This window comes from Paenibacillus albicereus (assembly GCF_012676905.1).
In the GTDB taxonomy this organism is placed as follows: domain Bacteria; phylum Bacillota; class Bacilli; order Paenibacillales; family Paenibacillaceae; genus Paenibacillus_O; species Paenibacillus_O albicereus.
On the sequence record NZ_CP051428.1, the window covers coordinates 3,976,912 to 4,000,491 of the forward strand.

The following is a 23,580-nucleotide window of genomic DNA, read 5'->3' on the forward strand; positions in this document are numbered from 1 at the left end:
TCATCATCCGCCGCGCCCGGCAGGGCCTGCAGGCACTCCAGGGCTCGCGGCGACTTTGCTTGTCACATAGGCTTCCAGCAGCCGGAGCTCCCGCAAGAGCGACAGCCCGATCTCCTCCACGTCGATCGTGATGCCGAATTCGACTTCGAGATCCGCCAGCAGATGGACAATCGCGATCGAATCCAGCCCCAAGTCGTGAATCAGGTCGGTATCGGGGCCGATCTCCTCCCTCGCTGCTTTCACCGTCTCGTTGCGCAGGATCAAGTCCCGGATCCGGTCAAGCCATGGGCTCGGCATAGGTCCCTCCTCCTGCGGCAGTCCGGTGCAGCCACTCCAAGAACCGGAGCTCCGCCTCCTTCACGGCTCCCGCGCGCTCCACGAGCGCAGGGAGCATTTCCGCCCCGCGCTCGCCGGCGCGCTCGTATTTAAGCAGAGCCAGATTGCACGCCGTCCAGGCGTCCGACACCGGCTGGAGCCGCAGCCGCCCCTCCTCGGCCTGCTGCTCGTCCATCTGCAGGAGCTCCCGGTACACCGTCCACGTCCGGGCCCGAAGCTGTCGGATCGACAGCATCGTAAGCGAATTCTGCCTGACCCACCGCGCTCGCAGAGCCGGCGTCCAGTTCACGGAATCGCGCGCATCCGAGACGAACAGGTCCCATGCCCGCGCGCCGATGCTCCGCTGCCGCAGCCGCTGGCGGATTCGATCCCATTTGTCCGGCTTGCCGTCCCCGCCTTGCTGCACCAGATCCCCGTCGTCCGGCGCCTGATACGCATGCAGGTTGCGCTCCGCGCCGGTTCGCAGGCAGTCGGCCACATCCGGCTCCGAATAGGGAGCCTCCGGCTCCTTCAGCACGAAGAAAGGAATGTCATCGCGGTCCGCTCGAACGAGGCTCGCTTGACGCAATCGGTCGGGGGACAGCTCGACGACGACGCCGACGACGGGGTCCGCGACGAGCAGCACGCCCTTCTCCGCGTCCCATCCCCGCACGAGAATCGCATGCCGGAACCCGCTCGACTCCATGCCCAGAAACGAGCGCGGAAAGTACTCCAGCAGGGACGCCTGGCTCAAGCAGATGACCGATCGGCCCGCCTTCACGACCGACAGCAGCCGCTCCACGGAAGCTTCCTCGAACGACAAGCCGATGCCGTACAAGTACCGCAGCGGGATATACGCCGCGTTCTTGCTCGACAGCAGCGTCCGGCGCTCATAGCTCAGGTTCCAGTAATTCAACAGCACCTTGCGGTAATCGCGTCCCGTGCTCTTCAGATAAGTCAGCACGCAGGAGGTCAAGCATTCCATATAAGCCAACTGAACCTGGTCCTCCGGCTTCAAATCCGCCAGCTTGCCGATCATTCACATCGCCTCCAATCGTTCGCCGCCCGTTCGTCCGTCCCGTTCGTGCCGCTCCTCGCGCTTCGCCAGCTCGACGTAGAGGGCGCAGCGGTCCATGAGCTCGTCGTGGGTGCCGCTGTCGACCACCCGGCCTTGCTCCATGACGTAGATGACGTCCGCCGCGCGGATCGTCTCCATCCGGTGGGTGGAGATCAGCGTCGTCTTGCCGCGCATGACCTGCTGGATCGTGCTCAGCACCTGCTCCTCGGTATGGCGGTCCAAGGAAGAGGTCGGCTCGTCCAAAATCAAGAGATCGGGCTGCTTGATGATGGCCCTGGCGATGGCCATGCGCTGCCGCTGTCCGCCGGACAGCTGGAAGCCTTGGTTGTCCAGCTGCGTATGGATGCCTGCGGGGAGCGCATCCACGTAAGCTTGCAGGCCGACCTCGCGCAGCGCCCGGCATACCTCCTCCTCCGAAGCGTCCCGCTTGCCCAGGGCCACGTTCTCGAACAGCGTGCCGCGGAACAGGAACGTCTCCTGCGAGACGAAGCTGACCGATCGGGAGAGGGCGCTTCGCGGCCAGTCGCGGATCGGCCTCTCCCCGATGCGGAGCATGCCGGACGCAACCGGCATGAAGCCTTGCACCGCCTTGAAGAATGTCGACTTGCCCGACCCGCTCCGCCCGACGAACGCCGCGACCTGACCTTCCCGCACGTCCACGCTCACCTGGCGCAGAATCGTCGTTCCTTCGTAAGCGACGACGAGATCCTTGCAGGTTAGATCAAGCGGCCGCCGTGCGGGGAATGGCTCCAGCCCGACGTCGTCTCCGGCCTCCGCGGCGGATTCGGCCGGCGTGGAGAGGAACGCTTCGATCCTCCCCATCGCGACTTCGCTGCCGATCAGATCGCCGATCAGGTAATTCATGCCCTGAATCGGATTCAAGACGGATTGCAGATACGGGACGGCCGCGACGAGCAAGCCGACGGAGAAGGCGCCGGACAGCACTTGGCCGCTGCCGAATCCGTAAAGAAGCACGGTCGCGAGCGCGACGGCCAGCGTCCCGGTCTGGCCCGACAGCTGCCGGAACAGCCCCTCCCGGACGCTGAGCTTGACGAGGCCCTCGTACATGGCTTCATTGCGCTCCTCCTCCCATCCCTCCAACCCGTACGCGCGTATTTCCCGCGAGCCTTGAATGCTCTCGTACAAGGAGGAGCCGATCTGCTCGTTGTGCGAGCGGAGTCCGCCGACGGCGGCGCGGATCGGCCTCCGGTAGAGCCGGGGGAGGCTCATCATGATCGGAATGCCGGCGACGGCCATCAGGCCCAGACGCCAGTCGATGGTGAACAGGAACGCCAGCGCGACCAGCATCTGGAGCCATAGCGAGATCAGCTCGATCATGATGACGTTGATGAACCGGGCCGTCGTCGTCGTATCCATGCCCAAGAGCGCCATATACTTGCCCGCGCCATGCTTCTCGATCTCGGGCAGCGGAATTCGCCGGATGTGGCGCAAAATCGTCGTCCGCATATCGAGCGTGTGCCGGGCTTCGAGAAATCGAAAAATGGTAAACCCGATGACCGTGCCCAGGGCGGCGACGGCCGCCAAGCCGAGCGAGGCTCCCAAAATCGGGACGACGAGCCGCGCATTCCGGCCGATGAGCACCTCGTCGATGAACCGCGAGACCAGGTAAGGCTGGCACAGATTCAGCACCAGGCTGGTCAAGGTCAAGAGAAGGCCGACGCTGGCCGTTCGCCAGCGCGGGCGGATGCGCCGGATCAAGCGGACGTACATGCGGATGCTCTTCATCCGGAACTCCCCCCGTGCCCGACGGCTTGTCCGGCGGCGGAGGACCACGAGGCCAGCGCGCCCAGCAGCTCCTCCCGGATGGAGGCCTCCCGTTCATGCAGGCGGGCAAGCTTCTCCGACAGGGCCGGCAGATCCGCGGCTCGCTTCAGCAGGCCGATGCGCGCGATCGTCAGCAGAAAGCTCTCCCAGCCTTGGATGAGCGCCGCCACGTCGGCGGCCAGTGCGGCACAGGCTTCCTCGTCGCGGCCGGCAAGGTAGCGGAACACGCGAGCGTACCCGCCGAAGCGCTTGGCGATGACGCCGGTCTGCTGCAACGATTCGAACAGGGTCGGCGGCGCATGGCCGCCGCTGCGCTCGACCGCTTCGCGCACGAACCGCTCCACGTCTCCGAGGAGCGGATTGATTCCGGGACGGATGTCCTCGCGGAACAGCTCTGCCGCCGTCTCCGGAGCGGCCTCGTGCATGGCGGCCGAATCGAGCCATACGCCGGAGAGAAAGCCCTCCCGGAGCGTCTCGCGCGAGACGCCGCCCGACCACGAGAAGTACGGATCGATGATCCGCCATTCCCCGCCGGCCGGCGCCTCGAACACGACGATATGCGGAAGATGCCTCGACCCGAACCGAGGCGCGTGGGGAAAGTGGTACAGGTCGACGGTCAGCACGAATGCGCCGTCGGAGCGATCATCCAGAAGCCCGAGCAGCTTCGCGAAATTCGCGCTCCGCTTGGCCCCGTAGTCGCACCAGTGCACGACCGCGGCGCCATAGAGGCGGCGCATCCTCTCCTGCCAGCGCTTGGGGTCGATCTCCTCGCCGAAATAGGCGATGCCGCGCTCGCTGACGTCGTAGCTGGCCTCCCACGCCCCGCTGTACAGCGGACGGCTGTCGAAGCCGGCCCGCTCGATGATCCAGGCGTAGCAGTCCAGCATGCAATGAATCGGCTCCCGCTTCGTCACCGTAGTCACCGTGCGACGCCGAGCTTCTGGACGATCCTGTCCGCGATGACCGCGATCGTCCTGAAGTTCTCGAGCAGCATCTCGTCGTCCTCGAAGGCGATGTCGTAGGCCGTCTCGATCTGCACGACCAGGTGGATCAGCTGCATGGAGTCGATGCCCGCGTTCCGGATCGGCTCGTCGTCCTCCGGTCCTCCGGCCGACGGCCGGTCCTTCGCCAAGCCGGCCACGCTGCTCCTCAAGAAGCGCTTGATGTCTTCTACTGAATTCCCGCTCATCCTAAGACCTCCCCGGAACCGGCGACGCGGCGAAAAACGACTGGATCTCGGCTCCGATCGCGGCGACGTCCCGCTCCTGCAAGGCGGCGTGCATCGGCAGCGACAGGATTTCCGCGGCGTACCGCTCCGCTCGCGGAAAGGAGCCCGGACCATAGCCCAAGCCCGCATAGGCCGGCAGAAGGTGGACCGGAACCGGGTACTGCACGGCGGTCAGGATGCCCTTCTTCTGCAACTGCCTCCTCAGCTCATCCCTGCGTCCTCCGCCGACACGGACCACGTAGAGATGGAACACGTGGCTGGAGTCGTCCGGCTCGACGGGGCCGGGGAGCGTCAGCTCGGATACGCCGGCCAGATGGCTGCGGTACCAGCCGGCGGCGCTGCGCCGATGGGCGTTCCACTCGTCCAGATAAGCGAGCTTGCAGTGCAGGGCGCTGGCCTGAATCGGATCCAGCCGGCTGTTGAAGCCCGGCAGCTCGTGCTGGTAGCGCGCCTCGCCGCCATGGTTGCGCAGCTTGCGCAGACGACCGGCCATCTCGGGCGAGGAGGTGACGACGGCCCCGCCGTCGCCGAGGGCGCCCAGGTTCTTGTCGGGGTAAAAGCTGAAGCAACCCATGACGCCCCAGCTGCCGGCGGCCTTCCCCCGAAGCGAAGCGCCCGCCGCCTGCGCGCAATCCTCGACGAGCGCGATTCCCCTCTCCTCCGACCACGCCTTCCACTCGGCCAGGTCGATCAATTGGCCGTACAAGTGGACGGGGATGACCGCTCGCGTGCGGGCCGTGACGGCGGCGCGCACGTCGGCCAGATCCATCAAGTACCCGTCGCTGCAGTCGACGAGAACGGGCGTTGCTCCGGTATGATGGATGGCGCTCGCCGTCGCCACGAACGTGTTGGCCGCCGTGATGACCTCGTCCCCCGGACCGATGCCGAGCGCCTTCAAGGCGAGGAACAGCGCATCCGTGCCGTTGCCGACGCCGATCGCCGCGCCTGCATCGAGGTAGGACGCCCAGGCGGATTCGAACTTCGAGACCCGGGCGCCCCCGACGAAGACGCCCTGCCGGCCGATCTGCGCCACGTCCGCCAGCCATTGCTCCCGGATGATGTCGTACTCAGCCTGCGGTGCCGAAAATAAGATTCCCATCTTCCCGCTCCTTCGTTTGCTGCGCGCAAGCGCGGATGTCGTCGAGCAGCGTCATCGTCTCGATCGCCTCGTCGAGCGTGACCGCCAAGGCGCCGCCATGCCGCACGGCGTCGGCGAACGAGGCATAGATGCGCTCCGGCCCCTGCCGCTCCTCCTTGCCCATGTCGATTTGCCGTGGCGGCTTGCCCGGCTCGTACACATAAGCCTCGCCGGGAGAGGCCACTTGCAGCGTCGCCTTGTCGCCGCCCGCGACCCACATCGGCGACGGAAGCGCGGACGCGAAATTCAGGTTCATCGACAAAAGGACGTTCCGGTCCGTCGCCATGTCAGCTTGGACGAAGTCGTCCACCTCCTCCTCTCGCGGCCACAGGCTGCGCATCGTCGCGCGGACGGAGCCGCGCTTCCCCAGTCCGAGCCGCAGCAGCTGATCGGCCAGGTGGACGCCCCAGTCCAGCAAGGCGCCTCCGCCGTACCGCCGCTCGTCCCGCCACTGCGGATAGAACGACTTCACGCCGAAGGAAGCGCCGCTGCCGAACGCATGGTGGCGCCTCTCGACGAAGAGCGGCGAGCCGAGGACGCCCTCGTCCAGCAGCCGCTTGACGAGCAAGAAGTCGGCGTCGAAGCGGCGGTTGTGGAAGACGGTCACGACCCGCTCTTCCTGCCTTGCGATGTCGCGGATGCGCGTCGCCTCTTGCGCGCTCACCGCGACCGGCTTCTCGATGAGCACATGCTTGCCGCCCCGAAGCGCCAGCTCCGCAAGCTCCGCATGGCTGCTCGGAGGCGTGGCGACAAGCACCGCATCGATCTTGGCGTCCAGCAGCGCCTCCGCCTGGTCGTACACCTCGAACCCCCGCTTCGCGGCGAGCGCCCGCCGCTGCGGGGTAATATCGTAGACGCCGGCGACTTCGAACTCTCCCAGCCGCTTCAAGAGCGGCAGATGCGTCAGCTCGACGATTCTGCCGAATCCCGCGATGCCCAATCGGATCGGATCGGCCATGCTACACCGCCGTCCGCCGGAACGACTCGATCAGCTCCGCCAGCGAGCCGATCGTGAGGAAATGCTCCGGATCGACGCCTTCGTCCGGCAGGCTCACCTGGAAAACCTCTTCGATGTACACCATCAGTTGCAGCACCATGATCGAATCGATCTGCAGATCGTCGTACAGGCGCATCGACTCGTCCAGCGCCTCGGGCGCCTCCAGCTCCAGGTTCTCCGTAATCAACGTGCGAAGCTCGTTCAGAATCCACTTGCGGTCGTCCATTTCTCATCTCTCCTTTTCCGCGATAGAAGTCCGGCTGATCTTGCCCGCCGGCGTACGGGGAATCCCGTCCGTCATGTCGATGACGCTCGGCACCTTGTAGGCCGGGAGATGGCGGATGCACCACTCCCGCACGTCTCCCGCCTCGATCGCGGGCTCTGCGACGACCATCGCCCGGACGGCATCGCCGGATACGCGATGCGCGGTCCGCAGGACGAGGGATTCCTTGATGCCCGGCATGCGCAGGAGGACCGACTCCACCTCCGAGGGAATCACCTTCAGCCCCGATACGTTGATCAAATCGTCCAGACGGCCCAGCACATGCAGCCGGCCGTCCTGCGGATTCATGGCGCCGAGATCCCGCGTGCGGATGTGAATGCCGCCGATCGCGGCCACGATTTCCCCTTGGCTGGCCGACGGCTCGCCCGGCTCCTCTGGAGCGAGCGTAACCTCGACATGCGCGAGCGGATGGCCGACGTCCGAGGCGCATGCGGGATCGCGCGCCACGGAGATGCAGCCGGCCTCCGTGCAGCCGTACTGCTGCCACACTTCGTCCGCGCGTGCCTTCATCCGCTCCAGCAGCGGGTCGGAGGGCGGCGACCCCGAGATGACCATCCGATGGAAGCGGTCCTCCTCGCTCGCCATCGCATCGAGGATGCCGAACAGAAACGGCACGGCATACACCAGGGGACGCGCCCGGCTCCGGATCGCCTGCAAGGCGGCCTTCGGATTGCGCTGCGGAACGATGGCCGGCTCCTCCCCGCGCGCCATGGAAGCGAGCGTGCCGGCGATCAGGCCGTACGAATGGGATACCGGCACGAGCAGGACCGGATCGAGACGCGCCTCCCTGCGAAATAGCCGATTGTAATGCTCGATCTCCGTCTCGACCTGCTCCCAGCCGCGCTCGATGAGAGCGGGCTGACGCGAGGTGCCGGAGCTGTACTGAAGGATGGACGGCCGATGGGCCGCAGCTCCCCCGAGCTTCAGCGTATCCTCCCATCCGCCGTGGACCAGGCAGGAGCAGTCCGCCTTGCGGGCCGCATCGACAGCCGACGATAGCGGCGTCGACTCATGCATCAGCAGCACCGATCCTCCCCGCTCGCGCATGTACAGCACGATCGCGACCAGATCGAACGCATGGCCGACGCATACCGCATATCGCTTCCCTTCGGGATGGCGATACGCTTCAAGCCGTTCCATCTCGGCATGCCGGGCATGGAACGCATGCTCATCGAATCGTTCCTGATGGACGGTAAGCATGAATCACCTCTCCACAACGTAATCCATTATGCTATAATTTATAAATATAGGTATATTTGTATTATTTCTACATTTCATTTTCATAAAAGGAGGTCGCGCATGGCAAAAGTCCTGTTCATCAACGGTCCCGCCAGCGGCCACGTCCATCCGACGCTCGGCCTCGTCGAGGAGCTCGTCGCCGCAGGAGAACAAGTCGTCTACCTGTGCAGCGAGCCGTTCCGCCGCCTCGTCGAGCGGCCCGGCGTCACCTTCATCGCCTACGAGGACTTCCTGAGCCGGGAGGACCCGTTCGAGACGAGGCATTTCCTCTCGCTCGTCATCAAGATCCTCGGCGCGTACGACGTCATCCTGCCCTGCGTGCGGCAGGCCGCGGCCGATCACTCGTTCGACTATCTCGTACACGATTCCATGTACGGCTGCGGCCTCGTCGTCGCGGACCTGCTGGGCCTCCCTCATATCGCGACGTGCACGTCGTTGATCCGAGCCGAACGGCTGAGCGGGAGTGCCGGCAGCGCCGCTCCGATGAAGGACAACCTGCAGCTCGTCAAGCAGTACGCCGCCCTGGCCGCCCGCATCCGGGCCGACCACGGGATCAGACGCAAGCTGGAGATCGATCGCGTGTTCTTCAACGAGGGGATGCTGAACCTGGTGTTTACGTCCGCCCTCTTCCAGCCGGACCACGAGCGGCTGGGCAGCTCGTACAAATTCGTCGGCGCGAGCTTGGCCCAGCGGCGCGGCATTCAAGGGGAGCTGCCGCCCGGCGTCGGCCGCTCCGGCCGCAGGCTGGTGTACATCTCCATGGGCACGATGTTCAACGACGTCGCCGAGCTGTACATGCTGCTGTTCGAGGCGCTCGCGTCGCTGGACGCCGACGTGCTCCTGGCCGCCGGCTCGCGCGTCGACCTCGGCGAGCTGCGCGGCATCCCCGGCAACTTCACCGTAGCCGCCCGGATGCCGCAGCTGGAGATTTTGCGGCATGCGGACCTGTTCATCACCCACGGGGGCATGAACAGCGTGAACGAAGCGCTGGTCCACGGCGTGCCGCTGCTCGTCATCCCGATGGCGGCCGATCAGCCGATCAACGGCGACCGGGTTCAAGCGCTCAGCGCGGGCCTCCGCCTGGATCGGGAGACGCTGACGAGCGCCCGGCTGCGCGAGGCGGCCGACCGGCTGCTGGCCGCGGACGGATACCGGAGGAACAGCGCCGCGATCGGAGAAAGCCTGCGCGCCGCCGGCGGCCACCGGACGGCGATGGCCCATGTCCGGGCGTTCAAAGAGCAGCATCGCTTGCGGTAAGGATGGCTGGTGGAGAAAGAGGCGCGGCGCTTAAAGCCGCGCTTCTTCCTGCTGCGTCAGCGTTTGCGTACCTTGCGCCGCATCCCGCCGCAGTGCCGTCAAGCAGCGGACGAAGCGCTCCGGCCGGATCTGCGCCTGGAACGCGCGAGCCGCCTGCTTGGACTGCTCCGCGATCCGCTCATACTGCTCGCGGTCTCCCGTCAGCTTCGCCAGGGCGGCAATCCAGGGACGCATGTCCTGCTCTGGAAGGACCGGAACGGGAATCAGCCGTTCATCCACCCGGGTCTCGTAGGCTTCGATCGGATGGACCGGAATGAGGTAGTCGACTCCGAGCTTCGCCTCGGACGTGCCGCCGACATCGCTGGCGATGACGGGGATGCCCCGGAGCATCGCATCGACGATGACCGCCCCGAAGGCTTCTCCCCACAAAGAAGGCACGATCAGCACCTTGGTCGTCTTCATGATGTCGTCGATGTCGTCGGCTCGCGGCAGCAGGGTCATGTTCGGCAGCGACCTCAACGCCTCGAGGTCGCTGCTCGTCGTCGCCCAGGTCGGAACGGCCGCGAAGGGCAGCTCCGGGAACCGCCTCGCCAGGTCGAGGAAGATCGGCAAGCCTTTGATGCCCGACGGGTTAATCATCGTCACGTACCCGCCGTCAAAGTTGCGGTAGTCCTGGAACGGCCCCCATCCGTGCACCGGGAACGGGACGGCGGTCGACTCGAGATCGCTCCATCGGCGCAAGTACGCCTGGACGTAAGCGCTGGTGGCGATGATCCCGGCCGTCTGCCTCAGCAGCTCCAAATGGCCGGGATTCTGCGCGTAGCATTCCGGGCCGAAGGGGAGCGCCACTTGGCTGTGCGCGATCTCGACCACTTGGCCGGGAGCGGCGAGCAAGGCGCTCTCCAGGACGGCCGGCACGCGATCCTCGGTCACCAGCACCCACTCCGGCCGGAACGCTTCCATCCGCTCGCGCACGAATTCGCGCAGCGCGCCTGCATCCCGGAGCGCATGGATCTCGACCCCAGCCGACCGATAGACGTCGCAGGCCTCGTCGGAGCGGACGCGCTCCACTTCTCCGCGGGCAAGCTTGTCCGCGAACAACGCTTCGTCGCTCAGCCCGTTGTCGTTCGGCGTGGCGGTGAGGACGAGGCATTCATGCCCGATGCGCGCGAGGCCCTCCATCAGGTTGCGGTTCGCCTTGCAGGCGCCGCTGTACGAGATGAAGTAACCGAGCGCTTGAATCAGCGCGATCCTCATGCGATCCCTCCCTTGCCGACCGCCAGGCGGCGATCCTCCTCCACGCGTTCCATCAGCTGGCATACCTCCAGCGCCATGCCGTGGCAGAGCAACGAATGGCTGTCTTCGATAACCTGCATGCTGTCGCTGAACGTGATGATGGGGTAGTCCGTCATCCGGCTGACCGCGCCGCCTTGGAACCCGCTCAGAGAGGCGGTCGCGGCGCCTGCCTCGGCGGCATAGCCGAGCGCTTTCACCACATTGCCTGAATTTCCGCTCGCCGAGATGGCGATGACCATGTCCCGAGGCTCCAGGAACGGGATGAGCTGATGGATGAAGATGTCTTCATAATGCGAATCGTTCGCCCAAGCCGTCAGGATGGCCGCGTTGTCGGTCAGGGAGACCGCTTTGACCCGGGGGCGACCGCCCGCGATCGTCAGCTTGCTCAGGTCGCAGGCAAAATGGGATGCCGTCGAGGCGCTCCCGCCGTTGCCCATGATGTAGATCGTGCCGCGCTGCTTCCAGACGCCCACGATCGCGCCCGCAAGCCGGTGAACCCGTTCCGCATTTACAGAGTCAAGCGAGCTGGACACCGCATGAAAATAGGACTCGATAAAGTAGCTCAATTCAATTCCTCCTTCTCGAAAACCAACTGGTCTGCGCAAGCGATTCGACGGCTTCCATCACCCCCTCGCAATAGCGGTCGGCCGCTTGCAGCCGCCTCGTCTCCGCTTCCTGAGCGTGGCCTCGGCCGCTCAGAACGAGAATTCCGGACGCTCCGGCAGCCTTGGCCGCCAGCATGTCCGACAGGGCATCGCCGATGAAAAAGCTGGCCGACAGGTCGATCTCGTGCTCCTCGGCGGCTCGCAGCAGCATGCCGGGCCGAGGCTTCCGGCACGCGCAGCCGGTTTCCGGCCGATGCGGGCACACATAGATGCCGTCTACGACCGCTTGCCGGCTCGCCAGCTCCCGCCTCATCCGGTCATGGATGCCGTCGATGGCCGACCGGCTCGCGATCCCTTTGCCGATGCAGGCCTGATTCGTGACGAGAATCGCCTTGCGCTCCAGCCGGTTGAGCAGCGCGATCGCGTCGATCGCTCCGGGCAGCCACCGGAACGCATGCCAGCCGGTGACGTAGCCGCCTGGAACGTTCTCGTTGAGGACGCCGTCCCGATCCAGGAACACGGCCCCACGGCGGCCGGCGCTCAATCCAGGCATGCGGCGGCGCGCGTTCCGAGCCGATCGAACCGGACGTCCAGCGCCGGAAGCCCGATCTTCTCCCGCAAGGCGGCATGATGCCGCTCCTCGGCGTGCAGCAGCAGGAACCCGCCTCCCCCAGCCCCGGCGATCTTGCCTCCCGTCGCTCCGTTTCGGAGCGCTTGTCCGTACCACTCGTCGATGGCCGGCGTCGTGATTCCGTCGGCCAGCCGCTTCTTCCATTCCCAGCCCTCATGCAGGATCGCGCCGAGCGTCTCGCCGCCCGTGCCGTCCTCCAACGCCCGCCTCATCGTCTCGCACTGAGCCTTGATCCGCATCCAGTACTCCATGTTTCTCGCGGCGTCGTCCGTCTGCCTGCGCAGTATCGCCGACGCCGACCGGGTGATGCCCGTGTAGAAGAGAAGGAGGCTGCGCTGCAAGCCCTCCAGCCGTTCGGCGGCCATGCGGATCGGCTCCTCGTCGACCGCCCCGTCCCGGTGAAACGCATAATGCCGCAATCCGCCCAACGCGGCGGCGTATTGATCCTGCTTGCCGATCGGAGCCTGCAGCACGTCGATCTCGATCTCGCACGCTTGCTCGGCCAGCCGGCGCTGGCTGACGGCTCGTCCCTGATAGCGATGGCAGGCGTTCAGCAGCCCGACCGTCAAGGCGCTCGACGAGCCGAGGCCAGTGCCGGCCGACGGGATATCCGAGAAAATGGCGATGTCGACGCCGCCGCGGATGCCGGTCGCCTCCAGCACGGCCCGGACGAGATCGTGGCGGATGTCGCCGACGCGCTCGACCTCTTCGACCGCGTCCGCAGCGATCCGGATGCGGCCGTCGAACCGCTTATGGAGCGCGACATACACGTACTTGTCGATCGCAGCGCTGATGACCGCTCCGCCGTGAACGCCATAAAAAGCGCGAATATCCGTCCCGCCCCCGGCAAAGCTGATGCGCAGCGGCGTTTTGCTGATTAGCATAGGTCCGCGATCCGCTCCTTTCTTGATCGACGCCGCCGGTCTATACCGATGCGGCCGCCCATTCGGCAAGCTCGAGCTGAATGGGTCTCCACGCTTCTCTCTCGCGGTCCGCCATCATCCTCAGCGCGGCCGCCGCATGCTCCAGCACCCGGTTATTCCCGGAGATGCGGTACTTCATGGCGACGTTGCGCAGCTTCAACGACTGCTCCTCGATCTCTTTCAGCCGATCCAGATGGAGCGCAGCGTTCGGATAAGCGCCGCTGTCGCCCAAATACTGCACGCGCAAGCACATGATCCGCTTGTGCTCGGCCAGCAGGTGGAACGAGCGCACGTCGCAGGCCACGTCGCTTTGGCTCTGCACGAGCTCGACATGCCGGATCAGCATCGCATAGATGTCCATGCCGAAATGGTCCCGCGACGCGTTTTCAAAGGCGGCGTAGGCGGCGGAGGTGTTTCTGGCGAGCAGATAATCCTCCATCAGACGCGCGATGTGGCCGATATCCAGCAGGTAGGGCCGCTTGGCATGAAAGACGGAGCGCGCGCCAAAGCGGAGCATCTCGATCCCGCTCAAATGATTGTTGAGGTCGGTGCTGGCCGCATGCTCGTAGTCGATCCGGCCGTCGTTGCGCTCGTCCACGCTGATGTAGGCCTGCTCAAGCTCGGCGTAGGGAATTTCCCGGAACTCGTATTTCCCCCCCTCGAAGAAGTCGGCGGCGTGGACGACCTCTCGGACCGAATCATAGCCAAAAAGAAAAATCTCGTGGAAGCGGTGGTAGCGTCGATAATAGTAGGGGTAGGCCTGGATGTAGTAGCTGTTCACCGTCGCTTGGACATACCGTCCGTCGTCGATGCAGCTTTGGACGAAGGAAAGGAAGGAAGGGAACCATCGGCCAAGCGTAGCTCGGCTCAGCTGCTCGTAGTCCACGACGGGACAGACCCGCTGGACATTGTCCGGATAGATCAGCAGATCCAGCGCATACGGCTTGCGGCTGCACTTCAGCTGGATATGGTTGCTGTAGAACCAAGGATAGAATTCCTCATGCATCGACAGCATGGCCATCAAGTTGGTCGGTTGGGGATAGGTCGTCACAAAGGGGTAGCGGATGGGCAGCAGACGTTCGGCCATGATCCTCCTCCTGACGCGCCGCTCGGAAGCTCGCAGCGTCTCGAATTAAAGTTCAGAATATTCAAAAAACAAAGTCCGGCAAGAATCCGGCGCTTGTCCGGCCTCCCGGCTGCGGACGAGAGCCGCTGAACGTCTTGTTCCGCGCATCCCGTCGCAACGGTCGGTCTCACCCCTTGACGGCGCCGGCGCTCAGTCCGCCGACGATGTACTTCTGGAAAAACAGGAACAGCACGGCCGGCGGCAGCAGCGTCATCGACAGGATCGCGAACCGCACGTTCCAGTTGATGGTGGAGCCGGCATAGATGATTTTCGTATAGATCGCCGCGGCGAGCGGCTGCATGTCCTCCTGCATGACGAGGCTGGACCAGTAGAAATCGTTCCAGGTCGTGGAGAACCCGAGCATCGTGATCGTAATGAGGATCGGAATGGACAGCGGAACCGCGATCATCGCGAAGCTCCGCAGCTCGGAAGCGCCGTCGATGCGGGCCGCCTCCAGCATCTCCTTATGGATGCCGTCGAAGAAGTTTTTGAGCAGCATGAGATAGAAGGCATTGGCGCCTGCCGGCAGCCAGAACGCCCAGTACTGGTTCAAGAGGCCGAGATCCTTCAGGTTCAAGAAGTTCGGGATCAGATAGGAAGCGGCCGGGATGAGCAGGGTGCACATGAAGTACAGCGTCACCGCTTTTTTGAACGGCACCCGCATGTGGGCCAAGCCGTAGGCGGCCAAGCCGAGGACGACCAGCGAGAAGACGGTGTTGCCCACGAAGATGAGCAAGGTGTTCTTGAAATGAAGCAGGATGTCCAGGTATCCGAACGATTCCTTGTAATTGCTCCAGTGCCACTCGCTCGGGAAGAACGGCGCGGGGAATTCGAAGAACTCCTGCGTCGACTTGAGCGAGTTGAGCACCGTATTGACGAACGGATACAGCATCGACATCGAGATGAGCGCGATCGCCAGCACCACGAAGCCGTAGATGACCCGGACGGCCGGCTTGCGAAAATCATAGCGGGACATAATGGCCCGATCCTGCTCGGCCTTCATGCGGCATCATCTCCTTTTCTGAGCTTGATCGTGAGCAGCGAGAAGGCGACCAGGAACACGAACATCAAGACGCCCATCGCGCTCGCCTTGCCGAAGTTGAAGAAGGTGAACGCCTCCCGCGTCGTCAGCAGCAAGTACGTCAGCGTGCCGTTGTCCGGGCCTCCGCCGAACATGATGAGCTGGGATTGGAACGCTTGCGAAGTGGAAATCAGCTGCAGCACGAGCAGCAGCAGGATGAGGTTTTTGATGCCCGGCAGGGTCACGTACCGGATCCGTGCCCAGACGCCTGCGCCGTCCAGCTCCGCCGCCTCGTACATGTCCTTCGGAATGGCGGAAAGTCCGGCGATATAGATCAAGGTCGCGCTTCCGAAATTCTGCCAGGTTTCCAGGATGACGAGCGAGAACATGGCGTTCTCTTTGCTGTAGAAGTCAAAGCTCGGCAGGCCCAGGAAGTTCAGGAACGTATTGATCGGGCCGATCGGATCGTAGAACCATTGCCACATGCCGTAGAGCACGATCGCCGGGATGATGCTGGGCAAATACCCGATGATGCGCGCCGGTCCCCGGAACCACTTCAGCTCCGACACCCCGATCGCCATCGCGATCGGCACCCAGAAGCCGATGACGAGCGCCAATCCCATGTAGTACAGCGTGTTTTTGATGGCCGTATAGAAGTCCGGGTTTCCGAGCACGTCTTTGTAATTCTGCCAGCCGACAAAGGTGTTGCCGCTGACGAAATCGACCTGATAGAAGCTGTAGCCGATCCCTTTGGCGATCGGAACCCACAGGAACAGCAAGAAAACGAGCACCGCCGGCAGCAGAAACAGACTTCCCCACCCGTATTTCTTCAATCGCCTGCTCAGGCTTGCATGGGCAAGGGGCGCATCCGCTTTCGCTGGCGCCTGCGGTTGAACTTGCGTTGTCATACCCTTTCTCCTTCCTCTCCCGCGCATTCGCCCGTCCGGGCAATTCAAAAGGGGGACGCCCGGCTTTGTCCGTTCGGCCCCCTTTTGTACCGGTATTATTGAACCTTGACTTTATCGAAGTTTTCCTTCTGCACCTTGGCCGCCGCATCGTCCAGCAGCTTCTGCAGGTCCAGGTCGCCTTTGCTGATGAGCACTTTCTGGATGACGTTCGCCATCTCGGCATAGTAGGCCTGCGTCTCGTATGTCGCTTCCGGCTTCGATTCCATCAGCTGGATCAGTTCAGGGGAGTATTTGTAGACGTTGTCATGCTTGTCGAGCACTTCCTGATACTTCTTGCCGTACTCGGAGTCATCGTTCCAGTAGTTGATGAGCTGCGGGACGTAGACTTGATTTTTGGATTTTTGATCGACGATCTGCTGATCGATCGCATCCAGATATTCTTGCGTGAAGTATTCGTCGACTACGAAATCGAACGCCGCCTTCTGCTGCCCTTTGTCGGCAAGGCCGTTGATGACTTTGTAGTTGCCGCCGGCTACGCCGATATGCTTGCCGCCCTTGGACACGGACGGAATCGGATAGATCAGGACGTCATCCTTGCTGATGCCGCCTTGATTGATCGCGCCGTCCAGCGCGTTGCCGCTGCCGCACATGACCATCGCGCCGCGCCCTTGGTTGAACATCGCCAGCGCGTCGCCGTAGCCGAGCGCCCATTGCTTCGGAATGACATTGGCGACCTTCAGGTCGTTGTAGAACTGGAGCGCTTTCAGGCCGGCTTCGCTGTTGAACGCCGCCGTCACCTTGCCGTCCGCCACCGTCTGGATATCGCCGCCCGCCGTGTAGAGGAAGTTCGTCCAGTTCCAGCCGGCCTCCGTGCCTTTGCCCATCGGGATGAAGCCTGCGATGCCTTTGGCCGGGTCGTTCACGGCTTTTGCCGCCTCGATGAACTCCTCCATCGTCCAATCCATCGGCGGCAGCGGCACGCCTTTTTCTTCGAAGATTTTCTTGTTGACGGTAATCGTCATGCCGTAGGCATCGATCGGAATGCCGTACGTCTTGCCTTCGATGACGAAAGGCTTGGTGGCGAATGCGTTCAAGTCCTTCGCGTACGGCCAGGTCGCCATATAATCGGACAGATCGGCGATCCATTTCTTGTCGGTCAGCAGCTTGCCTTCCGTCGCCCACGTCGTGAATTCGGTCTGCGCGCTGTTCGACGCCATCTTAATCGCGATTTCCGAGTTTTCATATTTCCAGTATTTAGGCGTAATGGAGACGTTCGGGTTCTTCTCCATGAACCGTTTGATCCGGGCGTCCAGCGCCGCGTTCTCCGCGGTTTTGTCCGGCGGGTATGCGTAGGCGACGATGCTCACCTTTTCGGCGGGCGGCGCCGATGCTTCGACGCTTCCGTTCGCATTGTCGGCTGGCGCGCCCGCATTCGTGCTCGTATTTTCTGTGTTCGCATTGCCGCCGCATCCGGCCAGCAGGACGAACATGGCCATGCCGCCGTAGGCCAGCATCCGTTTGCTTTTCCCTTTATTCATGGTCTAACCCCTCGCATTTCCTATATTTGCTTGCCCTTTTATTGTAGGATAGGACCTCCCTCTCTTCGAGGTGCGATCTAACGGGCCTGAGGTGTAAAATTACGCTCTTGCGCCAGGATTCGAGCGCAGGCAGCCGTCTTCAAGCGGGTCGCACCGGCCGCATCCTGCGACAAAACGGCAAAGGCAGCCGGCGCGGGGCCGGCTGCCTGAGGAGGATGGGGAAAATCGCGATTCCGTTCGGATAACTCAAGGCCCGTAGACTTCGAGCTCCCCGATCGTCGTCGCCGTGCTGACCGGCGCTACGTTCACGCGAACGTAGCGCGCGTTGACGGCATTCGGAAGTTGGATGGTGACCGTATACGAATTGGCGGAATAGAAGGCGTAAGTGCCCGACGTTTGAGCGGCAAAGCTGCCGTCGTCCGCCGAGTCGCTGGTCAGGACCGACACCGCCTCCACCCAGTGGCCGTAAGCCGGCGACTTCAAGACGATCTGCTGGACCGATTGCGAGCTGCCGAGATCGACTGTAAGCCACCCTTGCCCGCCGCCGCTTGGCTGCCAGAAGGTGTTTGGCACGCCATCCACCCCGTTGGCCGGACTTGATCCGCTGCTGGCCCATGCGTAGCGGCCCAGCGCCTTGTTCCACGATGCGGACGCGCTGCCGGGCTGGAACGAGAACGACGAGGCCGTCAGCAGCACCGCCAGCAGCGCGATAGACAATCTCTTTTTTGGATACCGAAACTTCTTCACCCTATCTTGCCTCCTTGAACGGGTCGAATGAAAGACGAAAAGCGAGCGTTCAGCTTTGGAGCCGGCACCGCTGCCGCCGGATGCGCAGGCAGGACCAGCCCGCTTCGGACCACCTCCCGGTCTCTCCCGATGCCGCCTGCTTGGCGAGCCTGTCAGCCGCAGAGATGCGATGTGCCGCATGGGAGAGGGTGAATCCACCATAGCATGGATAGGCCTGGCAAAGAATGTCTATTCTTATTGTAGTTTTTCACATGCTGACAGGGAATGCCGTCCCTGGTAAGCGGAACGGAACGGCAAAAAAGGACGGCGAAAAGCTTCGCCGTCCTTCTCCTTATGCTTATGGACCTGCGGACCGCTCCAGCGGCAGTCCTAATCCTCGTCCTCGTCTTCGTCCAGCTCGGCCGCCTCGCGCTTGGCGTTCAGATACGCCTCCGTGTCGCGGTCGCGCTGGCGGCCCTTTTCCTTGAGCCGCTCAATGCCGGGCAGGATGAGCCGGTCGACCTCCTGCTGGACCGCGTACGCCAGATCGTGGCGGTTCTGCGACTCCAGGTAGGAGCCGACCTCCATCAGCGCGTTGTAGCGGTCGAGCTCCTCGCGGGTCAGCAGGCCGCGCACCTGGACGCTGCAGTGCCGCATTAGAAGAACTTTCCTTTGCGCAGCACGAGCGGGATGCCGCCGATGATGAACAGGTAGCGCAGGTCGATCATCTTCTTGAGCCAAGCGGCCTTGCGGCCCATGTATTTCTTGCCGAAGGCGACGCCGATGCCCTCGCCCTTGCCGAGCGAGGCGACCGTGCCCTTGTTGCTGAAGGCGAACGTCTTGAGCGGCTGGCTGCGGATCGCCGCGACCAGATTATGGGCGCAGGTGACGCCCTGCTGCATCGCGATCTGGGCGGTCGGCGGGTACGGACGGCCTTCTTCGTTGAACATCAGGGAGTTGTCCCCGATGATGTAGATGTTCTCGTGGCTCGGCGCGCGCAGGTAGTCGTCGACCTTGACGCGGCCGCGCATCGTCTCGAAGCCGGCCTCCTCGATGAGGCGGCTGCCGCGGATGCCGCCCGTCCAGATGACGGTCTTGGAGCGGATCTCCTCGCCGTCTCCGACAATGACGCCGTCCGGCGAGCACTCCTTGATCGCGGTGCCGATGCGGAAGATGACGCCTTTCTTGGTGAGCACGTCCATGCCGTACTGCACGAGCTCCGGATCGAAGCCCGGCAGCGCGCTCGGCGCCGCCTCGATGTTGTACAGCTTGACGAGCGAGCGGTCGACGTCGAAGGCGCGGCACAGCTGCGGGATGCGGTCGGCCAGCTCGCCGACGAACTCGATGCCGGTGAAGCCCGCTCCCCCGACGACGAACGTCAGGTAGTCCGTGCGATGAGGCTCGCGCTTGTAGCGGGCGAACTGGTACTCGACATGCTCGCGGATCAGGCGCACCGAGTTGATGCTGCGGATGCTCATCGCGTGCTCCGCCAGGCCCGGGATGCCGAACGTCTCCGGCTCGCCGCCGAGGCCGATGACGAGGTAGTCGTAGGACAGCGTGCCGTCCTCGAGGATGACTTTCTTGTCCTGCGTGCGGATCTGCACGACAGTGGACTTGACGAAGTCGATCTTGAACTCGTCGATCAGCTTGGAGATATTGACGCGAGCGTTCTCCGGATTGTCCGTGCCGGCGGCAGGCATATGCAAATGGGTCGTGATATAGTGGTAATCATGCTTGTTCACGAGAGTGACGTCGGCTTCGTTGTAGTTGAGCTGCTTCTGCAGCTTGAGGGCGGTCAGAATGCCGCCATAGCCGGCTCCCAAGATGACGATCTTCGGTATATTGCTCATATGGTGCTTCCCTTCCCATCCATCTCTAATCCCTTTTTATCTATACTCAAGCCATGATAACAAATCCGCGAGAGCCACTTCAAGGTGAATTCCTACGAAATTAATTAGAAGAACGTACAAAACGCCCGCGCTCGGCAGGGCGCTTTCTACGCGAGCTTCCGGGACGTATAATGAAAGGGAAGGAACGCGATCTGGAGGTGCGAGGCAATGACAGACGTGAAGATGGAGCCGGTCGACATCGCCGTCATCGGCGGAGGTCCCGCCGGCATGTTCGCCGCCTTTTACGGCGGCATGAGGCAGGCTTCGGTGAAGCTGATCGAGAGCATGCCGCAGCTGGGCGGCCAGCTGGCGGCCCTCTATCCCGAGAAGTACATTTATGACGTCGCCGGCTTCCCCAAGGTGACGGCCCAGGAGCTGGTCGACTCGCTGCGCCGGCAGATGGATCATTTCGACCCGGAGGTCTGCCTGGAGGAAAAAGTGACCGGCCTCGTCAAGCGCGCCGAGCGGGAGTTCGAGATCCAGACCGACAAGGGCACGCACCTCGCCCGAGCGGTCATCATCACAGGAGGCGTAGGCGCCTTCGAGCCGCGCCGGCTGGAGCTGCCCGAGGCGGCCTCGTACGAAGGCCGGGGCCTCCACTATTTCGTCCGCGACCTGCTGCAGTTCAAGGGCCGCAACGTGCTCATCAGCGGCGGCGGCGACTCAGCGGTCGACTGGGCGCTCATGCTGGAGCCGATCGCGCAGAGCGTGACGCTCATCCACCGGCGCGACAAGTTCCGGGCCCACGAGCACAGCGTCGAGAAGCTGCGGGCGTCGACCGTCGACGTGCTCGTGCCGATGGAGATCGTCCGGCTCGAGGGCGAGGTGTACGTAGAGAAGGTCACGCTTGCCCATGCCAAGACCGGCGAGGAGCAGACGCTCCATGTGGACGACGTCATCGTCAACTTCGGCTTCGTCTCCTCGCTCGGCCCGATCGCCGACTGGGGACTCGCCATCGAAGGCGGCAGCATCGTCGTCGACACCCGCATGGAGACATCCATCCCCGGCATCTTCGCCGCAGGAGACATCACGACCTATCCCGGCAAGCTCAAGCTGATCGCCGTCGGCTTCGGCGAGGCGCCTACGGCCGTCAACAACGCCAAGGTCTACCTCGATCCGACCGCCAAGCTGTCTCCCGGGCACAGCAGCAACCTCAAGCTGTAGCGGCAGGCCTCTTCGCCGCAGCTTTCCGACTAGCGCCAACAGTCAAAGGGCATCCTACTCCTCGACTTCAATGCCGAGGGAGGATGCCCTTTTCATGATGTGTCCCGTATGCAATGGCATTCGACTGCTCGATGCGGACTGCCCTCGCTGCCTGGAGCCGCTGGTCGACTGCGGCCCCGAACAGGATCTGGCGGGTCCGTACGCTCCTTACGGGCCGGCTGCGGCCGTGGCGATGCTCGCTCCCGAAGAAGAGCGGCAGGTGGTACCGGTTTGCATGCACAGGCTGTATTGTACCGTCTGTTCGCGCAGCAGCGATGCCGGCGTCCCGCTTACGCTCGGGTAAAGCGGTTCCGGCTGGCCCTACGGCTGCACCGTAGCGGCCTCTTTGTCAGGCGTCACGTTCGGGCTTCAGGCTCCTAGTCGAATCATCTCCGGGTTCAGTTGTCTGCGCTTGATCTCGCATGCGAGCAGCTTGATGAATTCCATGTCCAGATTGAATTGAACCGCGCTGAAGTAGGTTTCGATCAGCAATTCGTCAGACAACAGCTCCATCTTACCAGCCTCCTTTTCGTGCGGATTGGATGTGCTTCCCAATCTTAGCATGAGCGGAAATCGAGGAACAAGCGTTCGAATATCCACAGTTCGGAGTGGACAAGATGTGTATAAAATGTGGGTACGACGGGATTTCCGAGGAAAAACCAGGGGGAGGATGTGGATAGAGTTATACACAAGTGATTAAGTGGGAATAGCGATAAATAAGTTTTATGGATATTTCTTCCTTGATTACTTCGGCCGCGTGTTGACCTCGAAAATCCAAATCTTCCCGCTGCGGTCCAGACCGTAGTCGAAGCCGAGCTGCCCGATGCCGGGGAACCTCGATTCCAGCACCGACGCCGACAGCCGCGTCAGCCGCCTCATCTCCTGCTTCTTGCCGCGGATGCTCGCTCCGGGCAGCGAGCGGCCGATGCCTTGCGCCGCCGTCAGCTGGCTGCCTCCCCGGCACAGATTGGTGACGAACAGTCCGGAGCGGGCGACGCGGCCCACCATCGAGCGGATTTCCCAGCGTGCCCCGTTTTTGACGTATTTGACGCGATAATCGATCGGACGGCCGCCGACCGTTGCCAGATGGATGCCTTTCTGGATCAAGTAGGAGCGTCCTTTCTGCAGCGGTTTCAATGCCAGATGAAGCGCGCCGATCGATGCCGCCCGCTTCGTGCTGGAGCCCGAAGCATAGCTGTATCCGCCGTCCACGCGGCTGATTTTGATGACGCCGTGGCCTCCGGTGCCGCGCACGGGCTTGATGACGACCATCCCATGCTGGTCCAGCATGCTTTTCAGGTTCGTCTCGGAATAGAGGCGGGTCGGAGGAATATGCGGCGCGATCGAAGGATGGGCAAGCAGCGCGGCCGTCTTCGCCCACTTGCTGGCGAGCATCCGACCGGTTCCCGCGCTCCCCTTCGGAAACGGCTTGGCCAGCACCTTCTGGACGTACGCGAGCTCCTCGGCGGCAGCTTCCTCGCCGCCCTCGGCGGGCGCTAGAGTCGGCGACGGCTCCGCTGCGACTGCGGCTGCGGCTGCCGGCTCGGCAACAGCCGCAGATGCGGCGGCTTCCGGAGCGGGCGCGGCTTCCATTCGAATCTCTTCGGTCATTCTCTTGCTCTCCTTTCTTCTTCTACTCTAGTCTATGCTTTCGGGCGTGCGTTCTCTTGGATGATTGTCCGCGGCCGAACCGCCCTGTTTGCGGCCGGAGGCATACGGGCATCCGTACCGCAGGGACATCGGCCCAGCGATCCGCCGTCTCTCCGTCTCGAGATGGAGGACAGAGGCGGCCAACGCTGATACAGTAGAGGCAAAGAACCCGATCCCGAAAGGTTGTGGACCCTCCCATGAATCGTCAAGGCAAAGCGGTGCTCGGCGCCGCCCTCGTCCTGCTCGGCGCGTATTTGATGCTCCAGCAGGGCAGCCGAATCGGCCCCGCTCAGATTTTCGGCCATTTCTGGCCGAGCCTGTTCGTCATTCCGCTCGGCATCTTCTTCCACTGGATGTACTTCTCCCTGATGCAGCGCAAAGCGGCTGGACTGCTCATCCCGGGGGGCATCCTGCTCGGAGCCGGGCTCGTCTGCCAGTTCGCCATGCTGCTCGACAACTGGGGCTCGATCTGGCCCGGCTTCATTTTGGCCGTCGCCTTCGGCTTGTGGGAATTTTACTGGTTCGGCAGCCGCAACCGCTGGCTGCTCATCCCGATCAACATCCTGCTCGTGCTCAGCCTCTTGTTCGGGGCCGTCTTCTCGATCAGCGCGCTGACCTCCGGCCTGGACAGCTATTATCCGTACGCCGCTCTCGCGCTCATCCTCGGCGGCTCGTTCCTGCTGCTCTCGCGCAAGACGAGCGGAGTCTGAACGAGGCTTCGGCTTCGCGCAAGCGGATCGGCAC

General features: G+C 63.3%; 25 protein-coding genes. 3 read left to right on the forward strand and 22 right to left on the reverse strand.

Annotated elements, in window-relative coordinates; genetic code table 11:
* Positions 1 to 3: 3 nt before the first annotated feature.
* The 9 genes from HGI30_RS17850 to HGI30_RS17890 are packed head-to-tail and all read right to left on the reverse strand — an operon-like array spanning position 4 to position 8,024.
* The gene (locus tag HGI30_RS17850; protein WP_168908794.1) at positions 4 to 297 is read right to left on the reverse strand and encodes an acyl carrier protein; all 294 of its coding nucleotides are present in this window, start codon (positions 295 to 297) and stop codon (positions 4 to 6) included.
* Positions 278 to 1,354 carry a hypothetical protein gene (locus HGI30_RS17855; RefSeq protein WP_168908795.1) on the reverse strand — a complete coding sequence of 359 codons (1,077 nt, stop codon included), beginning with the start codon at positions 1,352 to 1,354 and terminating at the stop codon, positions 278 to 280. The genes HGI30_RS17850 and HGI30_RS17855 overlap by 20 nt, the downstream gene beginning before the upstream one ends.
* A complete protein-coding gene (locus HGI30_RS17860) occupies positions 1,355 to 3,139 on the reverse strand; it encodes an ABC transporter ATP-binding protein (protein ID WP_168908796.1) in 1,785 nt (594 codons plus the stop codon).
* Entirely contained in the window at positions 3,136 to 4,101 is a 966-nt protein-coding gene (locus HGI30_RS17865) for a DUF6005 family protein (RefSeq protein WP_168908797.1), read from the reverse strand. Before HGI30_RS17865 ends, HGI30_RS17860 begins: the two co-directional genes overlap by 4 nt.
* Positions 4,098 to 4,367, reverse strand: coding sequence for an acyl carrier protein (locus tag HGI30_RS17870; RefSeq protein ID WP_168908798.1), 270 nt, complete (start codon positions 4,365 to 4,367; stop codon positions 4,098 to 4,100). The genes HGI30_RS17865 and HGI30_RS17870 overlap by 4 nt, the downstream gene beginning before the upstream one ends.
* Before the next feature lies 1 nt (position 4,368).
* The gene (locus HGI30_RS17875; RefSeq protein WP_168908799.1) at positions 4,369 to 5,505 is read right to left on the reverse strand and encodes a DegT/DnrJ/EryC1/StrS family aminotransferase; all 1,137 of its coding nucleotides are present in this window, start codon (positions 5,503 to 5,505) and stop codon (positions 4,369 to 4,371) included.
* On the reverse strand, positions 5,474 to 6,502 hold the full coding sequence (locus HGI30_RS17880) for a Gfo/Idh/MocA family protein (RefSeq protein ID WP_168908800.1): 1,029 nt from the start codon (positions 6,500 to 6,502) through the stop codon (positions 5,474 to 5,476). The genes HGI30_RS17875 and HGI30_RS17880 overlap by 32 nt, the downstream gene beginning before the upstream one ends.
* A gap of 1 nt (position 6,503) precedes the next feature.
* Positions 6,504 to 6,767 (reverse strand): phosphopantetheine-binding protein, encoded by a 264-nt coding sequence (locus HGI30_RS17885; RefSeq protein WP_168908801.1) that lies wholly within the window; start codon positions 6,765 to 6,767, stop codon positions 6,504 to 6,506.
* Between the two features lie 3 nt (positions 6,768 to 6,770).
* Entirely contained in the window at positions 6,771 to 8,024 is a 1,254-nt protein-coding gene (locus tag HGI30_RS17890; protein WP_168908802.1) for an AMP-binding protein, read from the reverse strand.
* A 99-nt stretch (positions 8,025 to 8,123) separates the two neighbouring features.
* Between HGI30_RS17890 and HGI30_RS17895 the strand changes: the two genes are divergently transcribed.
* Positions 8,124 to 9,320: a macrolide family glycosyltransferase gene (locus HGI30_RS17895; RefSeq protein WP_168908803.1), complete on the forward strand. Its 1,197-nt coding sequence runs from the start codon at positions 8,124 to 8,126 to the stop codon at positions 9,318 to 9,320.
* 30 nt (positions 9,321 to 9,350) lie between these two features.
* Here HGI30_RS17895 and HGI30_RS17900 read toward each other — a convergent pair whose 3' ends face one another.
* The 11 genes from HGI30_RS17900 to HGI30_RS17950 form a co-directional block, all read right to left on the reverse strand.
* A complete protein-coding gene (locus tag HGI30_RS17900) occupies positions 9,351 to 10,577 on the reverse strand; it encodes a glycosyltransferase (protein WP_168908804.1) in 1,227 nt (408 codons plus the stop codon).
* On the reverse strand, positions 10,574 to 11,182 hold the full coding sequence (locus HGI30_RS17905; RefSeq protein ID WP_168908805.1) for a D-sedoheptulose-7-phosphate isomerase: 609 nt from the start codon (positions 11,180 to 11,182) through the stop codon (positions 10,574 to 10,576). The genes HGI30_RS17900 and HGI30_RS17905 overlap by 4 nt, the downstream gene beginning before the upstream one ends.
* 1 nt (position 11,183) lies before the next feature.
* Entirely contained in the window at positions 11,184 to 11,774 is a 591-nt protein-coding gene (locus HGI30_RS17910) for a D-glycero-alpha-D-manno-heptose-1,7-bisphosphate 7-phosphatase (RefSeq protein WP_168908806.1), read from the reverse strand.
* Positions 11,762 to 12,736 carry a GHMP family kinase ATP-binding protein gene (locus HGI30_RS17915; RefSeq protein ID WP_168908807.1) on the reverse strand — a complete coding sequence of 325 codons (975 nt, stop codon included), beginning with the start codon at positions 12,734 to 12,736 and terminating at the stop codon, positions 11,762 to 11,764. Before HGI30_RS17915 ends, HGI30_RS17910 begins: the two co-directional genes overlap by 13 nt.
* Positions 12,737 to 12,776: 40 nt before the next feature.
* Positions 12,777 to 13,862, reverse strand: a complete 1,086-nt coding sequence (locus tag HGI30_RS17920; protein WP_168908808.1) for a hypothetical protein — start codon at positions 13,860 to 13,862, stop codon at positions 12,777 to 12,779.
* A 166-nt stretch (positions 13,863 to 14,028) separates the two neighbouring features.
* The gene (locus HGI30_RS17925; RefSeq protein WP_168908809.1) at positions 14,029 to 14,904 is read right to left on the reverse strand and encodes a carbohydrate ABC transporter permease; all 876 of its coding nucleotides are present in this window, start codon (positions 14,902 to 14,904) and stop codon (positions 14,029 to 14,031) included.
* Entirely contained in the window at positions 14,901 to 15,830 is a 930-nt protein-coding gene (locus HGI30_RS17930; protein ID WP_168908810.1) for a carbohydrate ABC transporter permease, read from the reverse strand. The genes HGI30_RS17925 and HGI30_RS17930 overlap by 4 nt, the downstream gene beginning before the upstream one ends.
* A gap of 95 nt (positions 15,831 to 15,925) precedes the next feature.
* On the reverse strand, positions 15,926 to 17,368 hold the full coding sequence (locus HGI30_RS17935; protein WP_235680173.1) for an ABC transporter substrate-binding protein: 1,443 nt from the start codon (positions 17,366 to 17,368) through the stop codon (positions 15,926 to 15,928).
* Positions 17,369 to 17,614: 246 nt separating this feature from the next.
* Positions 17,615 to 18,115: a discoidin domain-containing protein gene (locus HGI30_RS17940; protein ID WP_168908811.1), complete on the reverse strand. Its 501-nt coding sequence runs from the start codon at positions 18,113 to 18,115 to the stop codon at positions 17,615 to 17,617.
* A 369-nt stretch (positions 18,116 to 18,484) separates the two neighbouring features.
* Entirely contained in the window at positions 18,485 to 18,751 is a 267-nt protein-coding gene (locus HGI30_RS17945) for a hypothetical protein (RefSeq protein WP_168908812.1), read from the reverse strand.
* A complete protein-coding gene (locus HGI30_RS17950; RefSeq protein WP_168908813.1) occupies positions 18,751 to 19,944 on the reverse strand; it encodes an NAD(P)/FAD-dependent oxidoreductase in 1,194 nt (397 codons plus the stop codon). Before HGI30_RS17950 ends, HGI30_RS17945 begins: the two co-directional genes overlap by 1 nt.
* A 207-nt stretch (positions 19,945 to 20,151) precedes the next feature.
* On the opposite strand from HGI30_RS17950, the gene HGI30_RS17955 reads away from it, so the two are divergent.
* The gene (locus HGI30_RS17955; RefSeq protein ID WP_168908814.1) at positions 20,152 to 21,147 is read left to right on the forward strand and encodes an NAD(P)/FAD-dependent oxidoreductase; all 996 of its coding nucleotides are present in this window, start codon (positions 20,152 to 20,154) and stop codon (positions 21,145 to 21,147) included.
* A 408-nt stretch (positions 21,148 to 21,555) separates the two neighbouring features.
* Here HGI30_RS17955 and sda read toward each other — a convergent pair whose 3' ends face one another.
* Together sda and HGI30_RS17965 are read right to left on the reverse strand one after the other, a co-directional pair.
* Positions 21,556 to 21,699: a sporulation histidine kinase inhibitor Sda gene (sda, locus tag HGI30_RS17960; protein WP_168908815.1), complete on the reverse strand. Its 144-nt coding sequence runs from the start codon at positions 21,697 to 21,699 to the stop codon at positions 21,556 to 21,558.
* A gap of 231 nt (positions 21,700 to 21,930) precedes the next feature.
* Positions 21,931 to 22,581: a YheC/YheD family protein gene (locus HGI30_RS17965; RefSeq protein ID WP_168909952.1), complete on the reverse strand. Its 651-nt coding sequence runs from the start codon at positions 22,579 to 22,581 to the stop codon at positions 21,931 to 21,933.
* Positions 22,582 to 23,033: 452 nt separating this feature from the next.
* Here HGI30_RS17965 and HGI30_RS17970 point away from each other — a divergent pair, with 452 nt between their 5' ends.
* Positions 23,034 to 23,546, forward strand: coding sequence for a hypothetical protein (locus tag HGI30_RS17970; RefSeq protein ID WP_168908816.1), 513 nt, complete (start codon positions 23,034 to 23,036; stop codon positions 23,544 to 23,546).
* The last annotated feature ends 34 nt before the right edge of the window (positions 23,547 to 23,580 follow it).